This window comes from Sphingobium chlorophenolicum (assembly GCF_000722875.1).
GTDB classification, from domain to species: domain Bacteria; phylum Pseudomonadota; class Alphaproteobacteria; order Sphingomonadales; family Sphingomonadaceae; genus Sphingobium; species Sphingobium chlorophenolicum.
The window spans coordinates 20,581-36,037 of the sequence record NZ_JFHR01000052.1 but is presented as its reverse complement, the minus strand read 5'-3'; the positions used below and the strand labels follow the sequence as shown (position 1 = coordinate 36,037).

Annotated in this window: 20 protein-coding genes; 18 read left to right on the top strand and 2 right to left on the bottom strand. The window is 65.3% G+C overall.

Annotated features, from left to right (window positions below):
- Positions 1 to 121 precede the first annotated feature (121 nt).
- The 14 genes from BV95_RS24960 (at position 122) to BV95_RS18020 (ending at position 11,505) form a co-directional block, all read left to right on the top strand.
- A complete protein-coding gene (locus BV95_RS24960) occupies positions 122 to 352 on the top strand; it encodes a transcriptional regulator domain-containing protein (RefSeq protein ID WP_420806759.1) in 231 nt (76 codons plus the stop codon).
- Entirely contained in the window at positions 264 to 809 is a 546-nt protein-coding gene (locus BV95_RS18080) for a DUF2285 domain-containing protein (protein ID WP_409372105.1), read from the top strand. The genes BV95_RS24960 and BV95_RS18080 overlap by 89 nt, the downstream gene beginning before the upstream one ends.
- Positions 810 to 935: 126 nt before the next feature.
- Entirely contained in the window at positions 936 to 1,217 is a 282-nt protein-coding gene (locus BV95_RS18075; RefSeq protein WP_037455282.1) for a helix-turn-helix transcriptional regulator, read from the top strand.
- 11 nt (positions 1,218 to 1,228) lie between these two features.
- Entirely contained in the window at positions 1,229 to 2,116 is an 888-nt protein-coding gene (locus BV95_RS18070) for a replication initiator protein A (RefSeq protein WP_037455279.1), read from the top strand.
- A gap of 208 nt (positions 2,117 to 2,324) precedes the next feature.
- Complete coding sequence (gene parA, locus BV95_RS18065; protein WP_037455276.1) at positions 2,325 to 2,963, top strand: ParA family partition ATPase; 639 nt, start codon at positions 2,325 to 2,327, stop codon at positions 2,961 to 2,963.
- Positions 2,960 to 3,214, top strand: a complete 255-nt coding sequence (locus tag BV95_RS18060; RefSeq protein ID WP_037455273.1) for a hypothetical protein — start codon at positions 2,960 to 2,962, stop codon at positions 3,212 to 3,214. Before parA ends, BV95_RS18060 begins: the two co-directional genes overlap by 4 nt.
- Entirely contained in the window at positions 3,211 to 3,732 is a 522-nt protein-coding gene (locus tag BV95_RS18055) for a DUF2840 domain-containing protein (protein ID WP_037455269.1), read from the top strand. Before BV95_RS18060 ends, BV95_RS18055 begins: the two co-directional genes overlap by 4 nt.
- Entirely contained in the window at positions 3,729 to 4,274 is a 546-nt protein-coding gene (locus BV95_RS18050; RefSeq protein ID WP_037455266.1) for a S26 family signal peptidase, read from the top strand. Before BV95_RS18055 ends, BV95_RS18050 begins: the two co-directional genes overlap by 4 nt.
- A gap of 46 nt (positions 4,275 to 4,320) precedes the next feature.
- Positions 4,321 to 4,668, top strand: coding sequence for a DUF736 domain-containing protein (locus tag BV95_RS18045; RefSeq protein ID WP_037455263.1), 348 nt, complete (start codon positions 4,321 to 4,323; stop codon positions 4,666 to 4,668).
- Between the two features lie 3 nt (positions 4,669 to 4,671).
- Positions 4,672 to 5,433 carry a lytic transglycosylase domain-containing protein gene (locus BV95_RS18040; RefSeq protein WP_037455260.1) on the top strand — a complete coding sequence of 254 codons (762 nt, stop codon included), beginning with the start codon at positions 4,672 to 4,674 and terminating at the stop codon, positions 5,431 to 5,433.
- 244 nt (positions 5,434 to 5,677) lie between these two features.
- Positions 5,678 to 7,417 (top strand): relaxase/mobilization nuclease domain-containing protein, encoded by a 1,740-nt coding sequence (locus BV95_RS18035; RefSeq protein ID WP_037455257.1) that lies wholly within the window; start codon positions 5,678 to 5,680, stop codon positions 7,415 to 7,417.
- A gap of 23 nt (positions 7,418 to 7,440) precedes the next feature.
- Entirely contained in the window at positions 7,441 to 9,429 is a 1,989-nt protein-coding gene (locus tag BV95_RS18030; protein ID WP_037455254.1) for a conjugal transfer protein TraG, read from the top strand.
- Positions 9,430 to 9,439: 10 nt separating this feature from the next.
- Positions 9,440 to 9,874 (top strand): hypothetical protein, encoded by a 435-nt coding sequence (locus BV95_RS18025; RefSeq protein ID WP_037455251.1) that lies wholly within the window; start codon positions 9,440 to 9,442, stop codon positions 9,872 to 9,874.
- Between the two features lie 158 nt (positions 9,875 to 10,032).
- Positions 10,033 to 11,505: an amidase gene (locus BV95_RS18020; protein WP_037455248.1), complete on the top strand. Its 1,473-nt coding sequence runs from the start codon at positions 10,033 to 10,035 to the stop codon at positions 11,503 to 11,505.
- 71 nt (positions 11,506 to 11,576) lie between these two features.
- On the opposite strand, the gene wrbA is transcribed toward BV95_RS18020, so the two are convergent.
- Positions 11,577 to 12,179: an NAD(P)H:quinone oxidoreductase gene (wrbA, locus tag BV95_RS18015; protein WP_037455245.1), complete on the bottom strand. Its 603-nt coding sequence runs from the start codon at positions 12,177 to 12,179 to the stop codon at positions 11,577 to 11,579.
- 58 nt (positions 12,180 to 12,237) lie between these two features.
- On the bottom strand, positions 12,238 to 12,633 hold the full coding sequence (locus BV95_RS18010; RefSeq protein ID WP_169804670.1) for an MAPEG family protein: 396 nt from the start codon (positions 12,631 to 12,633) through the stop codon (positions 12,238 to 12,240).
- A gap of 109 nt (positions 12,634 to 12,742) precedes the next feature.
- Between BV95_RS18010 and BV95_RS18005 the strand changes: the two genes are divergently transcribed.
- From BV95_RS18005 to BV95_RS17990, 4 genes are all read left to right on the top strand, one after another.
- Positions 12,743 to 13,627 carry a LysR family transcriptional regulator gene (locus BV95_RS18005; protein ID WP_037455239.1) on the top strand — a complete coding sequence of 295 codons (885 nt, stop codon included), beginning with the start codon at positions 12,743 to 12,745 and terminating at the stop codon, positions 13,625 to 13,627.
- Between the two features lie 226 nt (positions 13,628 to 13,853).
- Positions 13,854 to 14,837 carry a P-type conjugative transfer ATPase TrbB gene (gene trbB, locus BV95_RS18000; RefSeq protein WP_037455236.1) on the top strand — a complete coding sequence of 328 codons (984 nt, stop codon included), beginning with the start codon at positions 13,854 to 13,856 and terminating at the stop codon, positions 14,835 to 14,837.
- Positions 14,837 to 15,166: a TrbC/VirB2 family type IV secretion system protein gene (locus BV95_RS17995; RefSeq protein ID WP_436626979.1), complete on the top strand. Its 330-nt coding sequence runs from the start codon at positions 14,837 to 14,839 to the stop codon at positions 15,164 to 15,166. The genes trbB and BV95_RS17995 overlap by 1 nt, the downstream gene beginning before the upstream one ends.
- Positions 15,166 to 15,447, top strand: coding sequence for a VirB3 family type IV secretion system protein (locus tag BV95_RS17990; protein ID WP_008827607.1), 282 nt, complete (start codon positions 15,166 to 15,168; stop codon positions 15,445 to 15,447). The genes BV95_RS17995 and BV95_RS17990 overlap by 1 nt, the downstream gene beginning before the upstream one ends.
- The last annotated feature ends 10 nt before the right edge of the window (positions 15,448 to 15,457 follow it).

The following is a 15,457-nucleotide window of genomic DNA, read 5'->3' as shown; positions in this document are numbered from 1 at the left end:
ATCGACGATCTGTTGCCGTACAACTGGGTCGACACCAATGCCGCGCAAGCTTCGTTCGAACTGAACGGCATCGCAAGCGCCGCCTGACCATCCCAAATTACAGAACCGCCTCAAATGCCATGTGGGGGATTTTTACCGCTTACATTACAGAAAGTCGTATCGGGAGTTGGTCGCTATCGGGCGGTTGACAGAGGATGTCGCCCGCGAATTCGCCGAACAATGGGGGTTGCGATTTCGTCGTAGATCCTCAGCATTCGGCGCTTATTCAGCCGGTCTTCTGGACCCCGGAAATAGACCCCGCGACGCTTCCGTTCATCGCCGGGCCAAGCCCTGCAGGAAGCCTCCGCGTTAGCGCTGAGACGCTTCACGCGCACTCCATTATCGAGCTTGATGAGACCGTGCTTCGCCTCACTCTGCACGGCGAGCTCTACGACGTCGCCATAGCGGATGCGCCAGACACGCGCCCTCTTGGTGCATTTGTCATCTTCGACGAAATGACGCCAGACCGCCTCACCGCTATCGAACGACTTTGGCATGCGATGTTCGGCAAACGAGTTCCGCCCGATCCGCGCATTACACGGCAGAGGCGCGGACGCGCGCGCCAGATGTTGCGCGCCGTTGACGCGCGCGAGCTAGGGGCGACTTACCGGCAGATTGCGGAACAGCTCTTTCCCAACATCAAGCACGACGCAAAGACGTGGATCGAAAGCCCTATTCGCGAAACCACGATCCGGCTCGCCAGGGACGGCATGGCATTCGTGCGCGGCGGATACCGCAACATTCTCCGTCGCCCCAGACGCTCTCGCTGAAGCGGCCTTGGTGTCGAAAATAACTATCTAACTTCGTTTCTGTCGCAGGCGCCGACGCCTCGCCACCGTGCTCGCAACCCGCCGCTCCCTTTCAGCGGCCGCCCGCGAGACCACGGAGGTCCTATCATGGCCGAAAACGCCGCCAATCTACCGACACGATACTTGAGAACCCAGGAAGCCGCCCGCTTTCTCGGTCTTTCAGAGCGCACCCTCGAAAAGCATCGCACTTACGGCACCGGTCCGACGTATCGGAAGCTCGGCGGTCGCGTGGTCTATTCCGTCGACGACCTCCAGGCCTGGGCGGATCGCGGTCTCGTCACCTCTACTTCCGATCCGCGCGGCGGCACCGTTTTGCCGGCCAAGCGCCAGGCAGCTTCGCCCGCCGCTGCCGGCCGCTTCCCACGCTGAGGCAACCGGCCGTGTTGTCTCGCCACAACCATCACGATGAGCGCGCGCAGCTCGATCTGTTCCGGGCGCTGCCCGGCGATCTCGCGCCGCGCGATGCGCAGGACCTCATGGCCTACCCCTTCTTCTCGCTCGCGAAGTCGAAGCGCCTCGCGCCGATCGACTTCAAGGCCGGCTCGGTGAAGATCCGCGTCGAAGCCGTGCCCGAGCACGGCATGGCCACAATCTGGGACGCCGACGTCCTGATCTGGGCTGCCTCGCAAATCGTCGAGGCGCGCGACGTCGGTCTGCGGCCGTCGCGGCTGATGGCGACAACCCCGTACGAAATCCTCAACTTCATCGGTCGCGGCGTGTCGCTTCGCGACTACGACCGTCTGAAGGCCGCACTCGACCGCCTTCAATCGACCACGGTGGCGACCTCGATCCGCCAGCCGACCGAACGGCGGATGCACCGCTTCTCCTGGATCAACGAATGGAAGGAGCGCGCGGACCATCGCGGCCGGCCGCTCGGCCTCGAGCTGATCGTCCCCGACTGGTTCTACGGCGCGGTGCTCGACGACGCGCTCGTGCTTACCATCGACCGCAACTATTTCGGTCTGACGGGCGGGCTGGAGCGCTGGCTCTATCGCCTCGTGCGCAAGCATGGCGGCAAACAGGAGTTCGGCTGGAGCTTCGATTTTCCGCACCTCCACGCCAAGTCCGGCAGCCTCTCGCCGCTCAAGCACTTCGCCTACGACCTGCGCGACATCGTTCGCCGCCAACCGCTGCCCGGCTACAGGCTGACCATCGAGCAGTGCCTCGGCGGTCCGGAAATCCTGTCCTTTGTGCCGACCGATCCCGACGCGCTCGGCATCCCGCGCCGCCGTCGCCGATCGACAACTCGCCCTGGGGATAAGCTGTGAATCGTCTCGTGCTATCAGGGACTGGCACTATCGTGCCATCGGGGACCGGACTCTCGTGCTATCGGGGACCGGAATCGTCGATTCCTCGCGCTGAATCAGCAGCTTGCGAGCCCCGTAACTTATCTAACCTAGATTCCTACGGAATCTTTCTAACGCGACCGCTGTTTTCGGCCGCTGTGGACGAGTCCCCGATCGCCGGGAGACCGTCATGATCGTCGCGCTGCTCAACCAGAAGGGCGGCGTCGGCAAGACGACGCTTGCCCTTCACCTCGCCGGCGAATGGGCTCGCCGTGGACAGCGCGTCACATTGATCGACGCCGATCCGCAGGGCTCGGCGCTCGACTGGTCCCAGCAGCGTAGCCGGGAGGGGCTGGAGCGGTTGTTCGGTGTCGTCGGCCTGGCCCGCGACACGCTGCACCGTGAAGCGCCGGAGCTGGCCCGCGACGCCGACCATGTCGTCATCGACGGCCCGCCGCGCGTCGCCGGCCTCATGCGCTCGGCACTGCTCGCGGCCGACCTCGTGCTGATCCCGGTGCAGCCGTCGCCGCTCGATGGCTGGGCCTCGGCCGAGATGCTCGCGCTGCTCGGCGAGGCGCGCATCTATCGCCCGCAGCTCGCCGCCCGCTTCGTGCTCAACCGCTGCGCGGCGCGCACGGTCTTGGCGCGCGAGACTGCCGAGACACTGGCAGACCACGACCCGCCCTTGCTCTCGACCACGATCGGCCAACGCATCGTCTTCGCGGATGTCGTGCAGACCGGCCGGCTCGCTGCCGAGCAGGACGAGGATTGCCCCGGCGCGCGCGAGATCGCTGCGCTCGCGGCGGAAGTCGCGAGGATCGGCGCATGAGCGAACGGTCCCCGAAGCGCAGCTTTGCGGCCCGTCCCGCCGATCCCGAAGACTGGATCAAGGCGCCCGACCGCCACGCCGCCCGCGGCCAGGCGGCCGAGGATTACTCGGCCCGGCTGACGATCGACGTCACCACCGACATGCGCGGTCGCATCAAGATCGCCGCCTTTCAGCGCGGCCAAACGGTCGCCGACATGTTGCGCGCGCTGTTCGAGCGCGAATTCCCACCCCCGTCAGGAGAAGGACAATGACCGGCCTTGTCGCCGCGCCAATGCGCGCCGGCGGTGCTACCGCCGAGCCGCCGCCCGAAGCGCTCACCCAGGTCGAACTCGTCTGGATCGAGAAGCAGACGGAGCACTGGATTCGCTTTGGCCGCGAGCGGCGCGAGCAGATCCTCGATCGCCGCCGCCGCATCCTCTTCTTCCTTCCCGGCAGCGTTTTCGCGCTGGTGCGTTGGGCGGCGAACGAGCACGGCACCGTGCTGTCGCGGCTCGACATCCTGCGAACGGTCGAGCGTGGCGCGCCCTGCCAGACCGTCGCGACGGTGACGCCCGGCGCAGAGGTTCTGCTGCATGTCGATGGCTGGCCGAAGGTGGAGCGCGTGCTCCAGGTCGTCGATGCCATTGAGGCGCGCGGCATCGACCCGATCGAGGTCTCGCCGGACCATTGGCGTCACGTCCATAACCGTCTGACGGTCGGCGAAGCGCCGCGCGCTTATGGTCCGCGCCAGCACCGCGCCTTCCTGCTGCGCCGGGAGATCGGCGCATGACCCGGCTCTCCTACGCCATCGTCACGACGGCGGCCGTGTCCCTTCTCGGCTTCGCCTCGATCGCTTCGTTCGCGCCGCGCCTGATCTGGAACGCGTCCGCCAGCACGCCGGTCGGCTTCTACACGATCGGCGATGCAGGCGGCCTCGACGTGACCGATCTGGTGGCCGTCGACGCGCCCGAGCCGCTCGCAACCTTCCTGTCCGATGGCGGCTACCTCCCGCGCGGCGTGCCGCTGTTGAAGCGCGTCGCCGCGTTACCGGGACAGCGGGTCTGCCGGACCGGGCTTGCCCTCACGGTCGACGGCGTGCCGATGGGCGACGCGCTCGATCGCGATCGTCACGGCCGCCCGCTCCCCGTCTGGCAGGGCTGCCGACTGGTCGCGGCCGGCGAACTGTTCCTGATGAACTGGCAGGTCCGCGACAGCCTCGACGGCCGCTACTTCGGCCCTCTTCCGGCCTCCACCGTAATCGGCCGAGCCACCCCTCTCTACACCGACGAGGACGGCGACGGCCGCTTCGTTTGGCGCGCGCCGACGCGGTGACGGCGCGCCCATGACCCTGTCCACCGCGATCTGAAGGAGACGACCAATGCCCGTAATCGGTCAATTTGCGCGCGAGAATGATGGCTTCATCGGCCACCTCACGACGCTGTCCTTGCATCAGGACATCATCATCGTCGCGGCCGAGCCATCAGATGCGGAAAACGCACCCGACTTCCGCGTCCATGTGCTTGACACCATGAGCAACGAGACCGGCGCGGAGATCGGCGCGGGATGGAAGCGCACCGGCGAGAAGGCCGGCGAGTATGTCTCGCTGCAACTCGACGATCCGACCTTCGCCCATCCGATCCGCGCCAATCTGTTCCAGTCTGCGGACGACAAATCCGCCTGGGGTCTGCATTGGAATCGCCCGCCGAAGCGCGGCGAGCGGGACTGAACGGTGACCATCGCGCGCCATCAGTCTGTCGTCGGAGGGAGGATCACCCTCCGACGTGCAGCCCTCCTTCTCCTTGCCGGCCTGGTCCTCGCTGCGCCGGCCGTGAGCACTGCCCACGCCCAGCAGACGCAGGTCGAGCGGCCGCCACGCAGCGATCCCTATGGCGCCTTTATCGCCGAGGCGGCGCAGCGGTTCGGCGTTCCCGAGGCTTGGATCCGCGCCGTGATGCGCGTCGAAAGCGCTGGCGATGTGCGCGCCATCTCGTCGGCCGGCGCGATGGGCCTGATGCAGGTCATGCCCGCCACTTGGGCTGACTTGCGCATCCGCCACCGGCTCGGCAGCAATCCCTACGATCCGCGCGACAACATCCTGGCGGGCGCTGCGTATCTGCGCGAGATGCACGATCGCTATGGATCGCCCGGCTTCCTGGCGGCCTACAACGCCGGTCCGGGCCGCTACGAAGAGTATCTCGCTGGCCGCCCATTGCCTGCCGAAACGCGTGCCTATGTCGCGACGCTCGCGCCTCTGGTCGGTGGCGGTGAACTCACCAGCCCCGTCACGGTGGCGGCCGCTGATCCGCTCGCTTGGACGCGAGCGCCGCTCTTCGTCGTGCAGTCGGCTGGCAGTGGGCCTGCCGTGCCGTTGCATTCTGAGGGCGAGTCAGACGCCACCACGGCGGCGGCCCCGGAGCGCAGTCAAGGTGCGGTGGCTTCGCGCACCGATGGCCTTTTCGTTGCCCGCAGCGTCTCCGGTGGCCCGCGATGACCGCGTTCGCACCCCTTCGCATTGTGGCGTGTTCTGGCGGACTAAGGGCGGTCTGGAGAGGAGAAGCCGACAGCACAACCGCACGATGGCGAGATAAAAGCCGGCGATGTGCGGCTTGGTGCGGTCGTGTTTTTTCAGAGACTTATGGGGCACTGGCGCGCGGTGCGCTCGATGGGAGCAGCCTGCGCATCAGTCATTTCGCCAAGGATATCCGCGCGATCGCGCGATGTGCGGGACTTCGGCCATGAGCGGCGAAGACGATTTCCGCATCCGGCCAGGCCGCATCCGCTCGACCCGGGCGCAGCAGGCGCGGCCCTTCATCGCGCAGGCGTTGGCGGCCGCGCAGCGCGCCGGCGGCAGCGTCTCGCGCTCCGGCAAGATCAGCTCGGGCAACCGGTCGCGCTTCGGGCGCGGCCAGCGCGCGACCGTCCAGGCCAACCGGCTGCTCACGAGCCGATCGCGCAACACGGTCATCAAGACTCGCGTCGTCCGCCATGGCGCTCGGGCCGCGCCGCTCAGCGCGCACCTCAGCTACCTCAAGCGCGAGGGCGTGACGCGCGATGGAGAGAATGCACGGCTATTCGGTCCCGAGACCGACGATGCCGATCCGAAGGCGTTCGCCGAGCGAACCCAGGACGACCGGCATCATTTCCGGTTCATCGTCTCACCCGAGGACGCGACGGAGATGTCCGACCTCAAGACCTATGCCCGCGACCTGATGGGGCAGATGGAGAAGGACCTCGGCACCAAGCTCGACTGGGTCGGCGTCGATCACTGGAACACCGACAATCCCCACGTCCATATCATCCTGCGCGGACGCACCGATGATGGCCAGGACCTCGTCATCTCCCGCGACTACATCAAGGAAGGCATGCGCGCCCGCGCGCAGGATCTAGTCACCCAGGAGCTCGGGCCGCGCACCGATCACGAGATCCGCCGAAACCTCGAACGCCAGATCGAGGCTGAGCGCTGGACCAACCTCGACCGCCAGCTTGCCCGCGATGCCTATCGCACCGGCGTCGTCGATCTTGCCCCGCACCCCGACCGCCAGCCGGACGAATTCCACGCGATGAAAGTCGGCCGGCTGCGGAAGCTCGAGACGCTCGGTCTCGCTGATCAGGTCGGCCCCGGCCAATGGGTCGTGTCCGAGAATGCCGAGGCTACGCTGCGCGAGCTCGGCGAACGTGGAGACATCATCAAGCGCATTCATCGCGGCCTGACGGAACGCGGTATCGAGCGCGGCGCCGCCAGCTATGTGCTAGCCGGCGAGAGCATCACCGATCCTGTCGTCGGCCGACTGGTCGATCGCGGTCTCGACGACGAGCTGAAGGGCACCGCCTACGCCGTGGTCGACGGCACCGACGGGCGCACCCACCACATCAAGCTGCCCGATCTCGACGCTGCCGGCGATAGTGCGCCGGGCTCGATCGTGGAGCTGCGCAAGTTCAACGATGCACAGGGGCATCATCGCGTCGCGCTCGCCGTCCGCTCAGATCTCGACATCGAGCGACAGATTCATGCCACCGGCGCCACTTGGCTCGACAGACAGGCGATCGCCAGAAATCCGCTGGCCCTAGGTAGCGCCGGGTTCGGCGCAGAAGTGCGCGAGGCGTTGGACAAGCGCGCCGAGCATCTTGTGGGCCAGGGTCTCGGCGAGCGGCAAGCGCGCGGTGTCAGCTTCTCGCCCGGCCTGATCGACACGCTCAGACAGCGCGAGGTGGAGGCTCTCGGAGAAAAGCTCGCTGCCGAGACCGGTCGCCAATTCTCCAAAGCCGGAACGGGCGAGTATGTGGCGGGCACCTATCGCCAGCGCTTCGCACTCGCGTCCGGCCGCTTCGCCATGATCGACGACGGACTGGGATTCCAGCTCGTGCCCTGGTCGCAGTCGCTCGAGCGACAGCTCGGTCAGCATGTCTCCGGCGTCTCGCGTGGCGCGGGCGGCGTCGACTGGAGCTTCGGCCGCAATCGCGGTCTGGGCATGTAGTTCAATCAAGAAAGGAGGGCGCCATGTCGGCGACCAAAATTCTCTGGGGGCAAATCCTCACGGTCTTCCTGATCGTGCTGATGACCACTTGGGGCGCGACGGAGTGGACGGCCTACCGGCTCGGCTTCCAACCTCAGCTCGGCATGCCGTGGTTCGAGATCGCCGGATGGCCGATCTACTATCCGCCGGCGTTCTTTTGGTGGTGGTATGCCTATGACGCCTACGCCCCGCCGATCTTCGTCGAGGGCGCCTATATCGCAGCGTCGGGTGGCTTCATTTCGATTGCGGTTGCGATCGGCATGTCGGTCTGGCGAGCGCGGGAAGCCAACAACGCGGAGACATTCGGCTCTGCGCGATGGGCGGGGGCTGACGAGGTTCGTTCGGCCGGCCTGCTCGGCGCCGATGGCGTCGTCCTCGGCAAGTTCGATCGAGACTATCTGCGACACGACGGACCCGAGCATGTGCTCTGCTTTGCCCCGACGCGATCAGGCAAAGGTGTCGGCCTCGTCGTTCCGTCGCTCCTGACCTGGCCAGGCTCCGCGATCGTTCACGACATCAAGGGCGAGAACTGGACGCTCACAGCCGGCTATCGCGCTCGCCATGGCCGCGTGCTCCTCTTCGATCCGACAAATGCGAAGTCGGCCGCTTACAATCCGCTGCTCGAGGTGCGCCGCGGCGAGTGGGAGGTCCGCGACGTTCAGAACATCGCCGACATCCTGGTCGACCCGGAAGGCTCGCTGGAGAAGAGGAACCACTGGGAAAAGACCAGTCACGCGCTGCTGGTCGGCGCGATCCTGCACGTCCTCTACGCCGAGGCCGACAAGACCCTGGCCGGCGTCGCCGCCTTCCTCTCCGATCCGAAGCGGCCGATCGAATCGACGCTCGCTGCAATGATGAAGACAGCTCACCTGGGCGAGGCGGGCCCGCATCCCGTGATCGCGAGCGCCGCCCGCGAGCTACTGAACAAATCCGACAACGAACGGTCGGGGGTGCTTTCGACCGCCATGTCGTTCCTAGGTCTCTATCGCGATCCCGTCGTCGCCGAGGTCACAAGGCGCTGCGACTGGCGGATCGCCGACATTGTCGGAGGCAAGCATCCGACGACTCTCTACCTCGTCGTCCCACCCTCAGACATCAACCGCACCAAGCCGCTCATCCGTCTGATCCTCAATCAGGTCGGGCGACGGTTAACTGAGGATCTGCAGGCGAGGGGCAATCGCCACCGCTTGCTCCTTATGCTTGATGAATTTCCGGCGCTTGGCCGTCTCGACTTCTTCGAAAGCGCTCTCGCCTTCATGGCCGGGTATGGGCTGAAAGCGTTCCTCATCGCGCAGTCGCTGAACCAGATCGAGAAGGCCTACGGACCGAACAACTCGATCCTCGACAACTGCCATGTGCGCGTCAGCTTCGCCACCAATGACGAGCGCACGGCCAAGCGTGTGTCCGACGCCCTCGGCACAGCGACCGAGATGCGAGCCATGAAGAACTACGCCGGACATCGCCTGTCGCCCTGGCTGGGCCACATGATGGTGTCGCGCTCGGAGACGGCGCGGCAGCTTATGACACCCGGCGAGATCATGCAGCTTCCTCCAACGGATGAGATCGTCATGGTAGCCGGGACGCCGCCGATCCGCGCGAAGAAGGCGCGATACTATGAAGATCGCCGGTTCCAGGAGCGCATCCTGATGCCGCCGAACGCCGCCAAGCCGACCACGGCCCGACCTGACGACTGGAGCACGCTGCCCCTTCCAGCCAGGCCGACCTTGTCGACGGCGACGAACGGAGATCCCGTTTCCGAAGAGGAGGACACCACGGACTCCGAGCGCCGGCACCAGCCTGAACTCAGTCGAGGGACGCCGGCCGAGCGAAAGGCGCCGATCGAAAACGAGTTCGAGATCGATCCTCGAGATGACGCCGATGAGGATTCCGCGCGCCTCAGCCGGATGAACCAGACCATGCGCCAGGTCGCCCGCCAAGCCTCGCTCGATCCGGGCGATGGCATTGAGCTCTAGGGAGGCAGGGATGGCGAAAGCGCCCAAGAAGCAACGGCTCTCAGTCTATCTCGAACCTGACGTCATGCGGGCACTTGCCGCTCATGCCGCCCGAGGCGGGCACTCACTGTCGTTGATCGCGGAAGCCGGCATCGCCTCCTTCCTTTCGCCGGATGCCGCCGAACGGCAGGAAGCGGCAATCACGAAACGTCTCGACCAGGTCGATCGACGCCTTAGCCGGATGGAGCGCGACCTCGGGATCGCGGTCGAGACACTGGCTATCTTCGTGCGCTTCTGGCTCAGCACAACTCCGGCGCTGCCGGAACCTGCCGCCCAGGCAGCGCGCGCGAAAGCCGGCGAACGCTACGAGGCGTTCGTCACGGCGCTTGGCCGCAGGCTCGCGAACGGACCCAAGCTCCGCCAAGAAATATCCGAAGAGATCGACGGGCCGCCGAGCACTGACTGACGCCGTGGTCTAAGCCCTTTCTGCGACCGACATGCATCGGAGCACCTCTTGACCAAGAGCAGTTCGCTCAAATACGTATGGTACTGTACATTACCATACCTCATACACCGCGACAGCCATGCCACCCTGAGATCAACCTCTATCCATGAGGACTACCCATGCCGGATACGCTCGAAACATTAAGTGCATCAGAGATTGGGCGACGTGTGCGCGCCAAGGATCTCTCCCCGACAGAAAGCGTCCGCGCGGCGCTTGATCGCATCGAGACACGCAACCCCTCCCTCAACGCCTTTGTCCACGTCGATCCCGAAGGTGCCCTGGCCGCCGCCAAACGCCTTGAGGAACGCATCGCCAGGGGTGAAGACGTCGGACCTCTCGCCGGCGTACCTGTCGCGATGAAGGATCTCTTCAACAGCTATCCCGGCTGGCCCTCGACCCTCGGCGGCATCCGCGCCCTCCAGGCTCTGCCGCAAAAGTCGGCGTCCTATTTCCCGACGAAGATGGAGCAGGCCGGCGCGATCGTGGTCGGTGCGACCAACAGCCCGGTTTTCGGCTTCCGCGGCACCTGCGACAACCCCGTGCACGGCCCGACGCGTAATCCGTTTGATCCCGCCCGCAACAGCGGGGGATCGTCCGGGGGCAGCGCGGCCGCAGTGGCCGATGGAATGGTGCCGATCGGTGGAGCCACCGACGGTGGGGGCTCGATCAGGATTCCTTCAGCCTGGTGCAATACCTTCGGCTTCCAACCGTCGTACGGCCGAGTCCCGAGCGCGGCGGCCCAGCAGAACGCTTTTGAACTCACCAATTTCGCCTATACCGGCGCGATCACCCGCACCGTCGAGGACGGCGCTCTCGCCTTGCAGACGCTCATGGCCTTCGATCCGGCTGAGTTGTTCAGCCTGCCCGCCGACATCGATTTGCCGGGCGCGAAATCTCGCTCAATGGCAGGCGTCAGGATCGGCTTCACGCCTGACCTGGGTATCTATCCAGTCAACCGCGAGATCGCCGAGCATGTCCATGATGCGGCAAGCGCGCTCGCTACGCTCGGGGCGGAGATCGTTCCGATCGAAGTGCAACTTCCGTCCCATCGAGCCCTCACAGAGCTTTGGTGCCGCCTCGTCGGCATGCGAATGGCCGGTGCGATCGAGCGCTTCAAGCGCAACGGACTGGATCTCGCCCGCGATCACGGGGCCGAGCTCCCCGAGCAGATTTGGATGTGGATCGATCGCGCCAATGCGCTGACGGAGCTCGACCTCCGCCAAGATCAGCTTACGCGCACTGCGGCGTTCGACGGATTGCAGCGGGCGCTCCTGAGCGTCGATATCATCGCTTGCCCGACCGTTGCCTGTTTGCCCGTGGAAAATGGACCGCACGGCGAGACCTTGGGCCCTGACCGTATCGACGAGGTCGAAGTCGATCCGCTGATCGGCTGGTGCCTAACTTACCTCACCAATCTCACAGGCAATCCGGCGGCATCACTTCCCGCTGGCCTCGTTGGTGGACTGCCTGTCGGCCTGCAACTCATCGGCCGACGTCTGGACGACGCGAGACTGATGGGAACTTGTGCGGCCTTCGAGCGCGTGCGTCCATGGGCGCAGCACTATGATATCTGCCAGCGCCGCCGTGTGTAGATGAGGCGGCGATTGGTCGAATGCCCGGCGTTGATGGCGCCTACGCGCTGGCCGTCGCGCCGGGCCGAATATCATGCCGCGCTTTGCCGACGCGCGACGTCCGCCACGAACTTGCCTTGCGCTCTGGCGAGACCGAGCTCGCGAGCGCTCGGTTGGCGTTTGTTGTCGGTCCCGGACAGCGTGCTGGCGCCGTAGGGCGTTCCGCCGCTCACCTCGTCAAGCTGCATCAAGTCCGTGTTGCTGTAAGGCAGGCCGACGAAGATCATACCGTGGTGAAGGAGCGTGGGAATGCTCGTCAAGATCGTCGCCTCCTGACCGCCGTGAAGCGTCGCCGATGAGGTGAAGATCGAAGCGACCTTTCCGATCAGCTTTCCGGTATGCCAAAGGCCCCCGGTCTGATCGAGGAAGTTCCGCATCTGCGCGGCCATCCCTCCGAATCTCGTCGGAATCCCGAAGACGATCCCATCATAATCGGCCAGTTCGTCCGGCACGGCGACCGGAGCCGCCTGATCGAGCTTGAAGCCGTGAGCTGTGGCCACGTCGATTGGCACGATCTCCGGCACCCGCTTGACGATTGCCTCGGCACCGCCTTCGCGCGCGCCTTCAGCAACGGACTCGGCCATCTGCTCGATGTGCCCGTAGCTGGAATAGTATAGGACGAGAATCTTCGGCATCACACGCTCTCCGTGATCGATGGTGGTTATGGGGGATGGAAAATCGGGCCGCGTCAGTTCAGGCGGCGGCCTGCTGAAGCAGCGACACTGCGAACGCGGCGATGGCGATCATGCCCACCAACCATGAGAGCGAGCGCAGCATATTGATCTTGAGCCAATAGCCGAGACTGAAGGTCGTCCGGACGACGATCCAGGTGAGCGCCGACCAATAGGTGACGGGCGTCGACACCTGCATGGCGACCGCGACCGCGGCGATCGGCACGTACATCGCGACGGACTCGATGTTGTTACGCAACGCGCGTGTGGCTCGACCAGTCAGCCCGTCCTCGGAAAGAGGAGACGACCGATCGCTCATCAGAAACTGCGCGCCCCGCGTCTTCATGTTGTTCACATGCTGCACAAGGACCGAAACCCAGATGAGAATACCTGCGAAAATTAGGGACTGCGCTTCCAACGATATCTCCATCTATTGACTAAAACTTGCAGATCGTGCGCCGGATGATTGATCATTTGGATTTCGTTGGGTAGCCTGCTCAGACAACTAGATGAAATCCGGATTTCGAATGACTGATAGGCTGGGCGCGCTATATCTCCTCGGCCGCGTCGCTCGTACCGGGAGCTTCGGCGCCGCGGCGCGCGAAGTGGGCCTGTCGCAACCCTCCGTCTCCCGCATCATTGCGACGCTGGAAAAGGAGGTCGGGGTTACGCTGCTGACCCGCTCGACCCGCGCCGTGACTCTCACGGAGGCGGGAGCTCAATATCTGGCTCGTGTGGAACCTGTACTGACGGTCCTCGAGGAAGCTGAGCACGAGATACGCGGAAACGGCGAGCTTCGAGGTGTGCTGCGCGTGGGAGCGACCACCAGCTTCGCGATGCGCGAACTCATTCCGCGGCTACCCGCGTTTATGCGGACCCATCCAGCGCTACGAATAGATCTCGTGCTTGTTGATCGCCGCCAAGATCTTATCAACGAGGCCGTCGACGTTGCTCTCCGATTTGGCGTCCTTGAAGATTCCGGCATGATGGCCAGAAAGCTCGGGACTTCTCCGCGGATGCTAGTGGCGTCTCCCACCTATCTTGAGCGAGCGGGCGCGCCCAGAAAGCCAGCCGATCTCTCTTCACATTCGGTCATCCTCGGCCCCTCGGGCATGCGGCCGGATGGCTGGGTCTTCCGCTCGCATGGGAAGTCTGTTTCCGTTCGTCTCGACGCCTCTCTCAACATCTCGGTCAATGAAGCAGCCATCACCGCCGCCGTGGCTGGCCTCGGGATCGCGTCGACATCGACCTGGGGATGCTCTCCGGAACTGCAGCACGGCAGCCTCGTCCGCGTTCTGGCCGATTGGGAAATGGGAATGGTCGATGTCCACGCCGTTCTCCCCGCCGGTCGTGCATCAAAGCCAGCTTCACGCGCGTTTGTCGACTTCCTTGCAGAGACGATGAAGATCTGAGGCATGCCCTCCGCGATCACCCGCGACTCGGAATAGTCCTCCCGCCCAGGCCGGTAGGATGTCCGGCTCGGGCGGCAAGTAACTCATCGTTCCGCCGTTCGCCTGTCTTTGTACGCCAGAGTACGACGACCACATAACGGTTGTTGTCAGGCCATGATTTCTGACTCTTCTACTCGTCCCCGATCCAGGGCCGCGCATCGCGGACCCGCAAGAGAACGGGGACGACGTGGCGGCCAATCACCAGAAATCGGAGGCGATTCTTCGCGGCGCGCGCATGCTGCGCACCGCCCTCGGCCCCGCCATCGCCCGGTATCTGGAAGACCCCGCGATCGTCGAGGTGATGCTCAACCCCGATGGCCGGCTCTGGGTCGACCGGCTTTCCGAGGGGCTTTCTGACACGGGCGAACTGCTGTCGCCATCCGATGGCGAGCGTATCATCCGCCTGGTCGCCCACCACGTCGGCGCTGAAGTGCATCCCGGCGCCCCGCGGGTTTCGGCCGAGTTGCCCGAGACGGGAGAGCGGTTCGAGGGGCTGCTGCCTCCCGTCGTCTCAGCGCCGGCCTTTGCGATCCGCAAACCCGCCGTCGCTGTCTTCACGCTCGACGATTATGTCGCCGCTGGGATCATGGCCGCGGGCCAGGCCGAGACGTTGCGCCAGGCCGTCGCCGACCGACGCAACATCCTCGTCGCCGGCGGCACCTCCACAGGCAAGACAACTCTCACCAACGCATTGCTGGCCGAAGTGTCCAAGACCTCGGACCGCGTCGTCCTGATAGAAGACACCCGCGAGCTGCAGTGCGCGGCGCCCAATCTGGTCGCCATGCGGACCAAGGACGGCGTCGCCTCGCTCTCCGATCTTGTTCGCTCCTCGCTTCGCCTGCGCCCCGACCGCATCCCGATCGGCGAAGTGCGCGGCGCCGAGGCTCTCGATCTGCTGAAGGCCTGGGGCACCGGCCATCCCGGCGGCGTCGGAACCATCCATGCGGGGACCGCGATCGGCGCGCTGCGCCGCATGGAGCAGCTCATCCAAGAAGCCGTCGTCACCGTCCCGCGCGCGCTGATCGCCGAGACGATCGATTACGTCGCCGTTCTCTCGGGCCGCGGCGCATCGCGCCGCCTGGCCGAACTCGCCCGCATCGAGGGCCTCGGCCCCGACGGCGACTACCGCGTCACTCCCGCAATCCAGCCCCTCACAGGAGACCCGTCATGATCAAGCATGCCCTGCGCATCCGCCGCCACATCGCAACGGCCGTGTCCGTCACCTTCCTCACGCTGGCGCTCGCGCCCGCCGCTCACGCGTCCGGTTCGTCGATGCCCTGGGAAGCTCCGCTGCAATCCATCCTCGAATCCATCGAGGGGCCGGTCGCCAAGATCATCGCGGTGATGATCATCATCATCACCGGCCTGACACTCGCCTTTGGCGACACGTCGGGCGGCGCGCGCAAGCTGATCCAGATCGTCTTCGGTCTTTCGATCGCCTTCGCCGCGTCCAGCTTCTTCCTGTCGTTCTTCTCGTTCGGCGGCGGAGCGCTCGTCTGATGGCCGATGGTGCGGACCATGGCGGCGAGCTGCCGGGCTTCTCGGTCCCAGTCCACCGCGCGCTAACCGAGCACATCCTGCTCGGCGGCGCCCCGCGCTCGCTCGCCATTCTTAACGGCACGCTGGCCGCCGCGCTCGGCCTTGGCCTGCGCCTCTGGCTGGTCGGTCTCGGCCTTTGGGCCGTCGGGCATTTCGCGGCTGTCTGGGCGGCCAAGCGCGATCCGCAGTTCGTCGACGTCGTGCGCAAGCATCTGCGCATTCCCGGCCACCTGTCGGTTTGAGGAGCGACGC

What these genes read in the sequence shown, in the direction of transcription:
- wrbA (WP_037455245.1), bottom strand. Translation starts at nt 12,179, where the DNA reads ATGCCGAAGATTCTCGTCCTATACTATTCCAGCTACGGGCACATCGAG.
- BV95_RS18020 (WP_037455248.1), top strand. Translation starts at nt 10,033, where the DNA reads ATGCCGGATACGCTCGAAACATTAAGTGCATCAGAGATTGGGCGACGT.
- BV95_RS18030 (WP_037455254.1), top strand. Translation starts at nt 7,441, where the DNA reads ATGTCGGCGACCAAAATTCTCTGGGGGCAAATCCTCACGGTCTTCCTG.
- parA (WP_037455276.1), top strand. Translation starts at nt 2,325, where the DNA reads ATGATCGTCGCGCTGCTCAACCAGAAGGGCGGCGTCGGCAAGACGACG.
- BV95_RS18075 (WP_037455282.1), top strand. Translation starts at nt 936, where the DNA reads ATGGCCGAAAACGCCGCCAATCTACCGACACGATACTTGAGAACCCAG.
- BV95_RS18045 (WP_037455263.1), top strand. Translation starts at nt 4,321, where the DNA reads ATGCCCGTAATCGGTCAATTTGCGCGCGAGAATGATGGCTTCATCGGC.
- BV95_RS17990 (WP_008827607.1), top strand. Translation starts at nt 15,166, where the DNA reads ATGGCCGATGGTGCGGACCATGGCGGCGAGCTGCCGGGCTTCTCGGTC.
- BV95_RS18060 (WP_037455273.1), top strand. Translation starts at nt 2,960, where the DNA reads ATGAGCGAACGGTCCCCGAAGCGCAGCTTTGCGGCCCGTCCCGCCGAT.
- BV95_RS18055 (WP_037455269.1), top strand. Translation starts at nt 3,211, where the DNA reads ATGACCGGCCTTGTCGCCGCGCCAATGCGCGCCGGCGGTGCTACCGCC.
- BV95_RS18035 (WP_037455257.1), top strand. Translation starts at nt 5,678, where the DNA reads ATGAGCGGCGAAGACGATTTCCGCATCCGGCCAGGCCGCATCCGCTCG.
- BV95_RS18005 (WP_037455239.1), top strand. Translation starts at nt 12,743, where the DNA reads ATGACTGATAGGCTGGGCGCGCTATATCTCCTCGGCCGCGTCGCTCGT.
- BV95_RS18025 (WP_037455251.1), top strand. Translation starts at nt 9,440, where the DNA reads ATGGCGAAAGCGCCCAAGAAGCAACGGCTCTCAGTCTATCTCGAACCT.
- BV95_RS18050 (WP_037455266.1), top strand. Translation starts at nt 3,729, where the DNA reads ATGACCCGGCTCTCCTACGCCATCGTCACGACGGCGGCCGTGTCCCTT.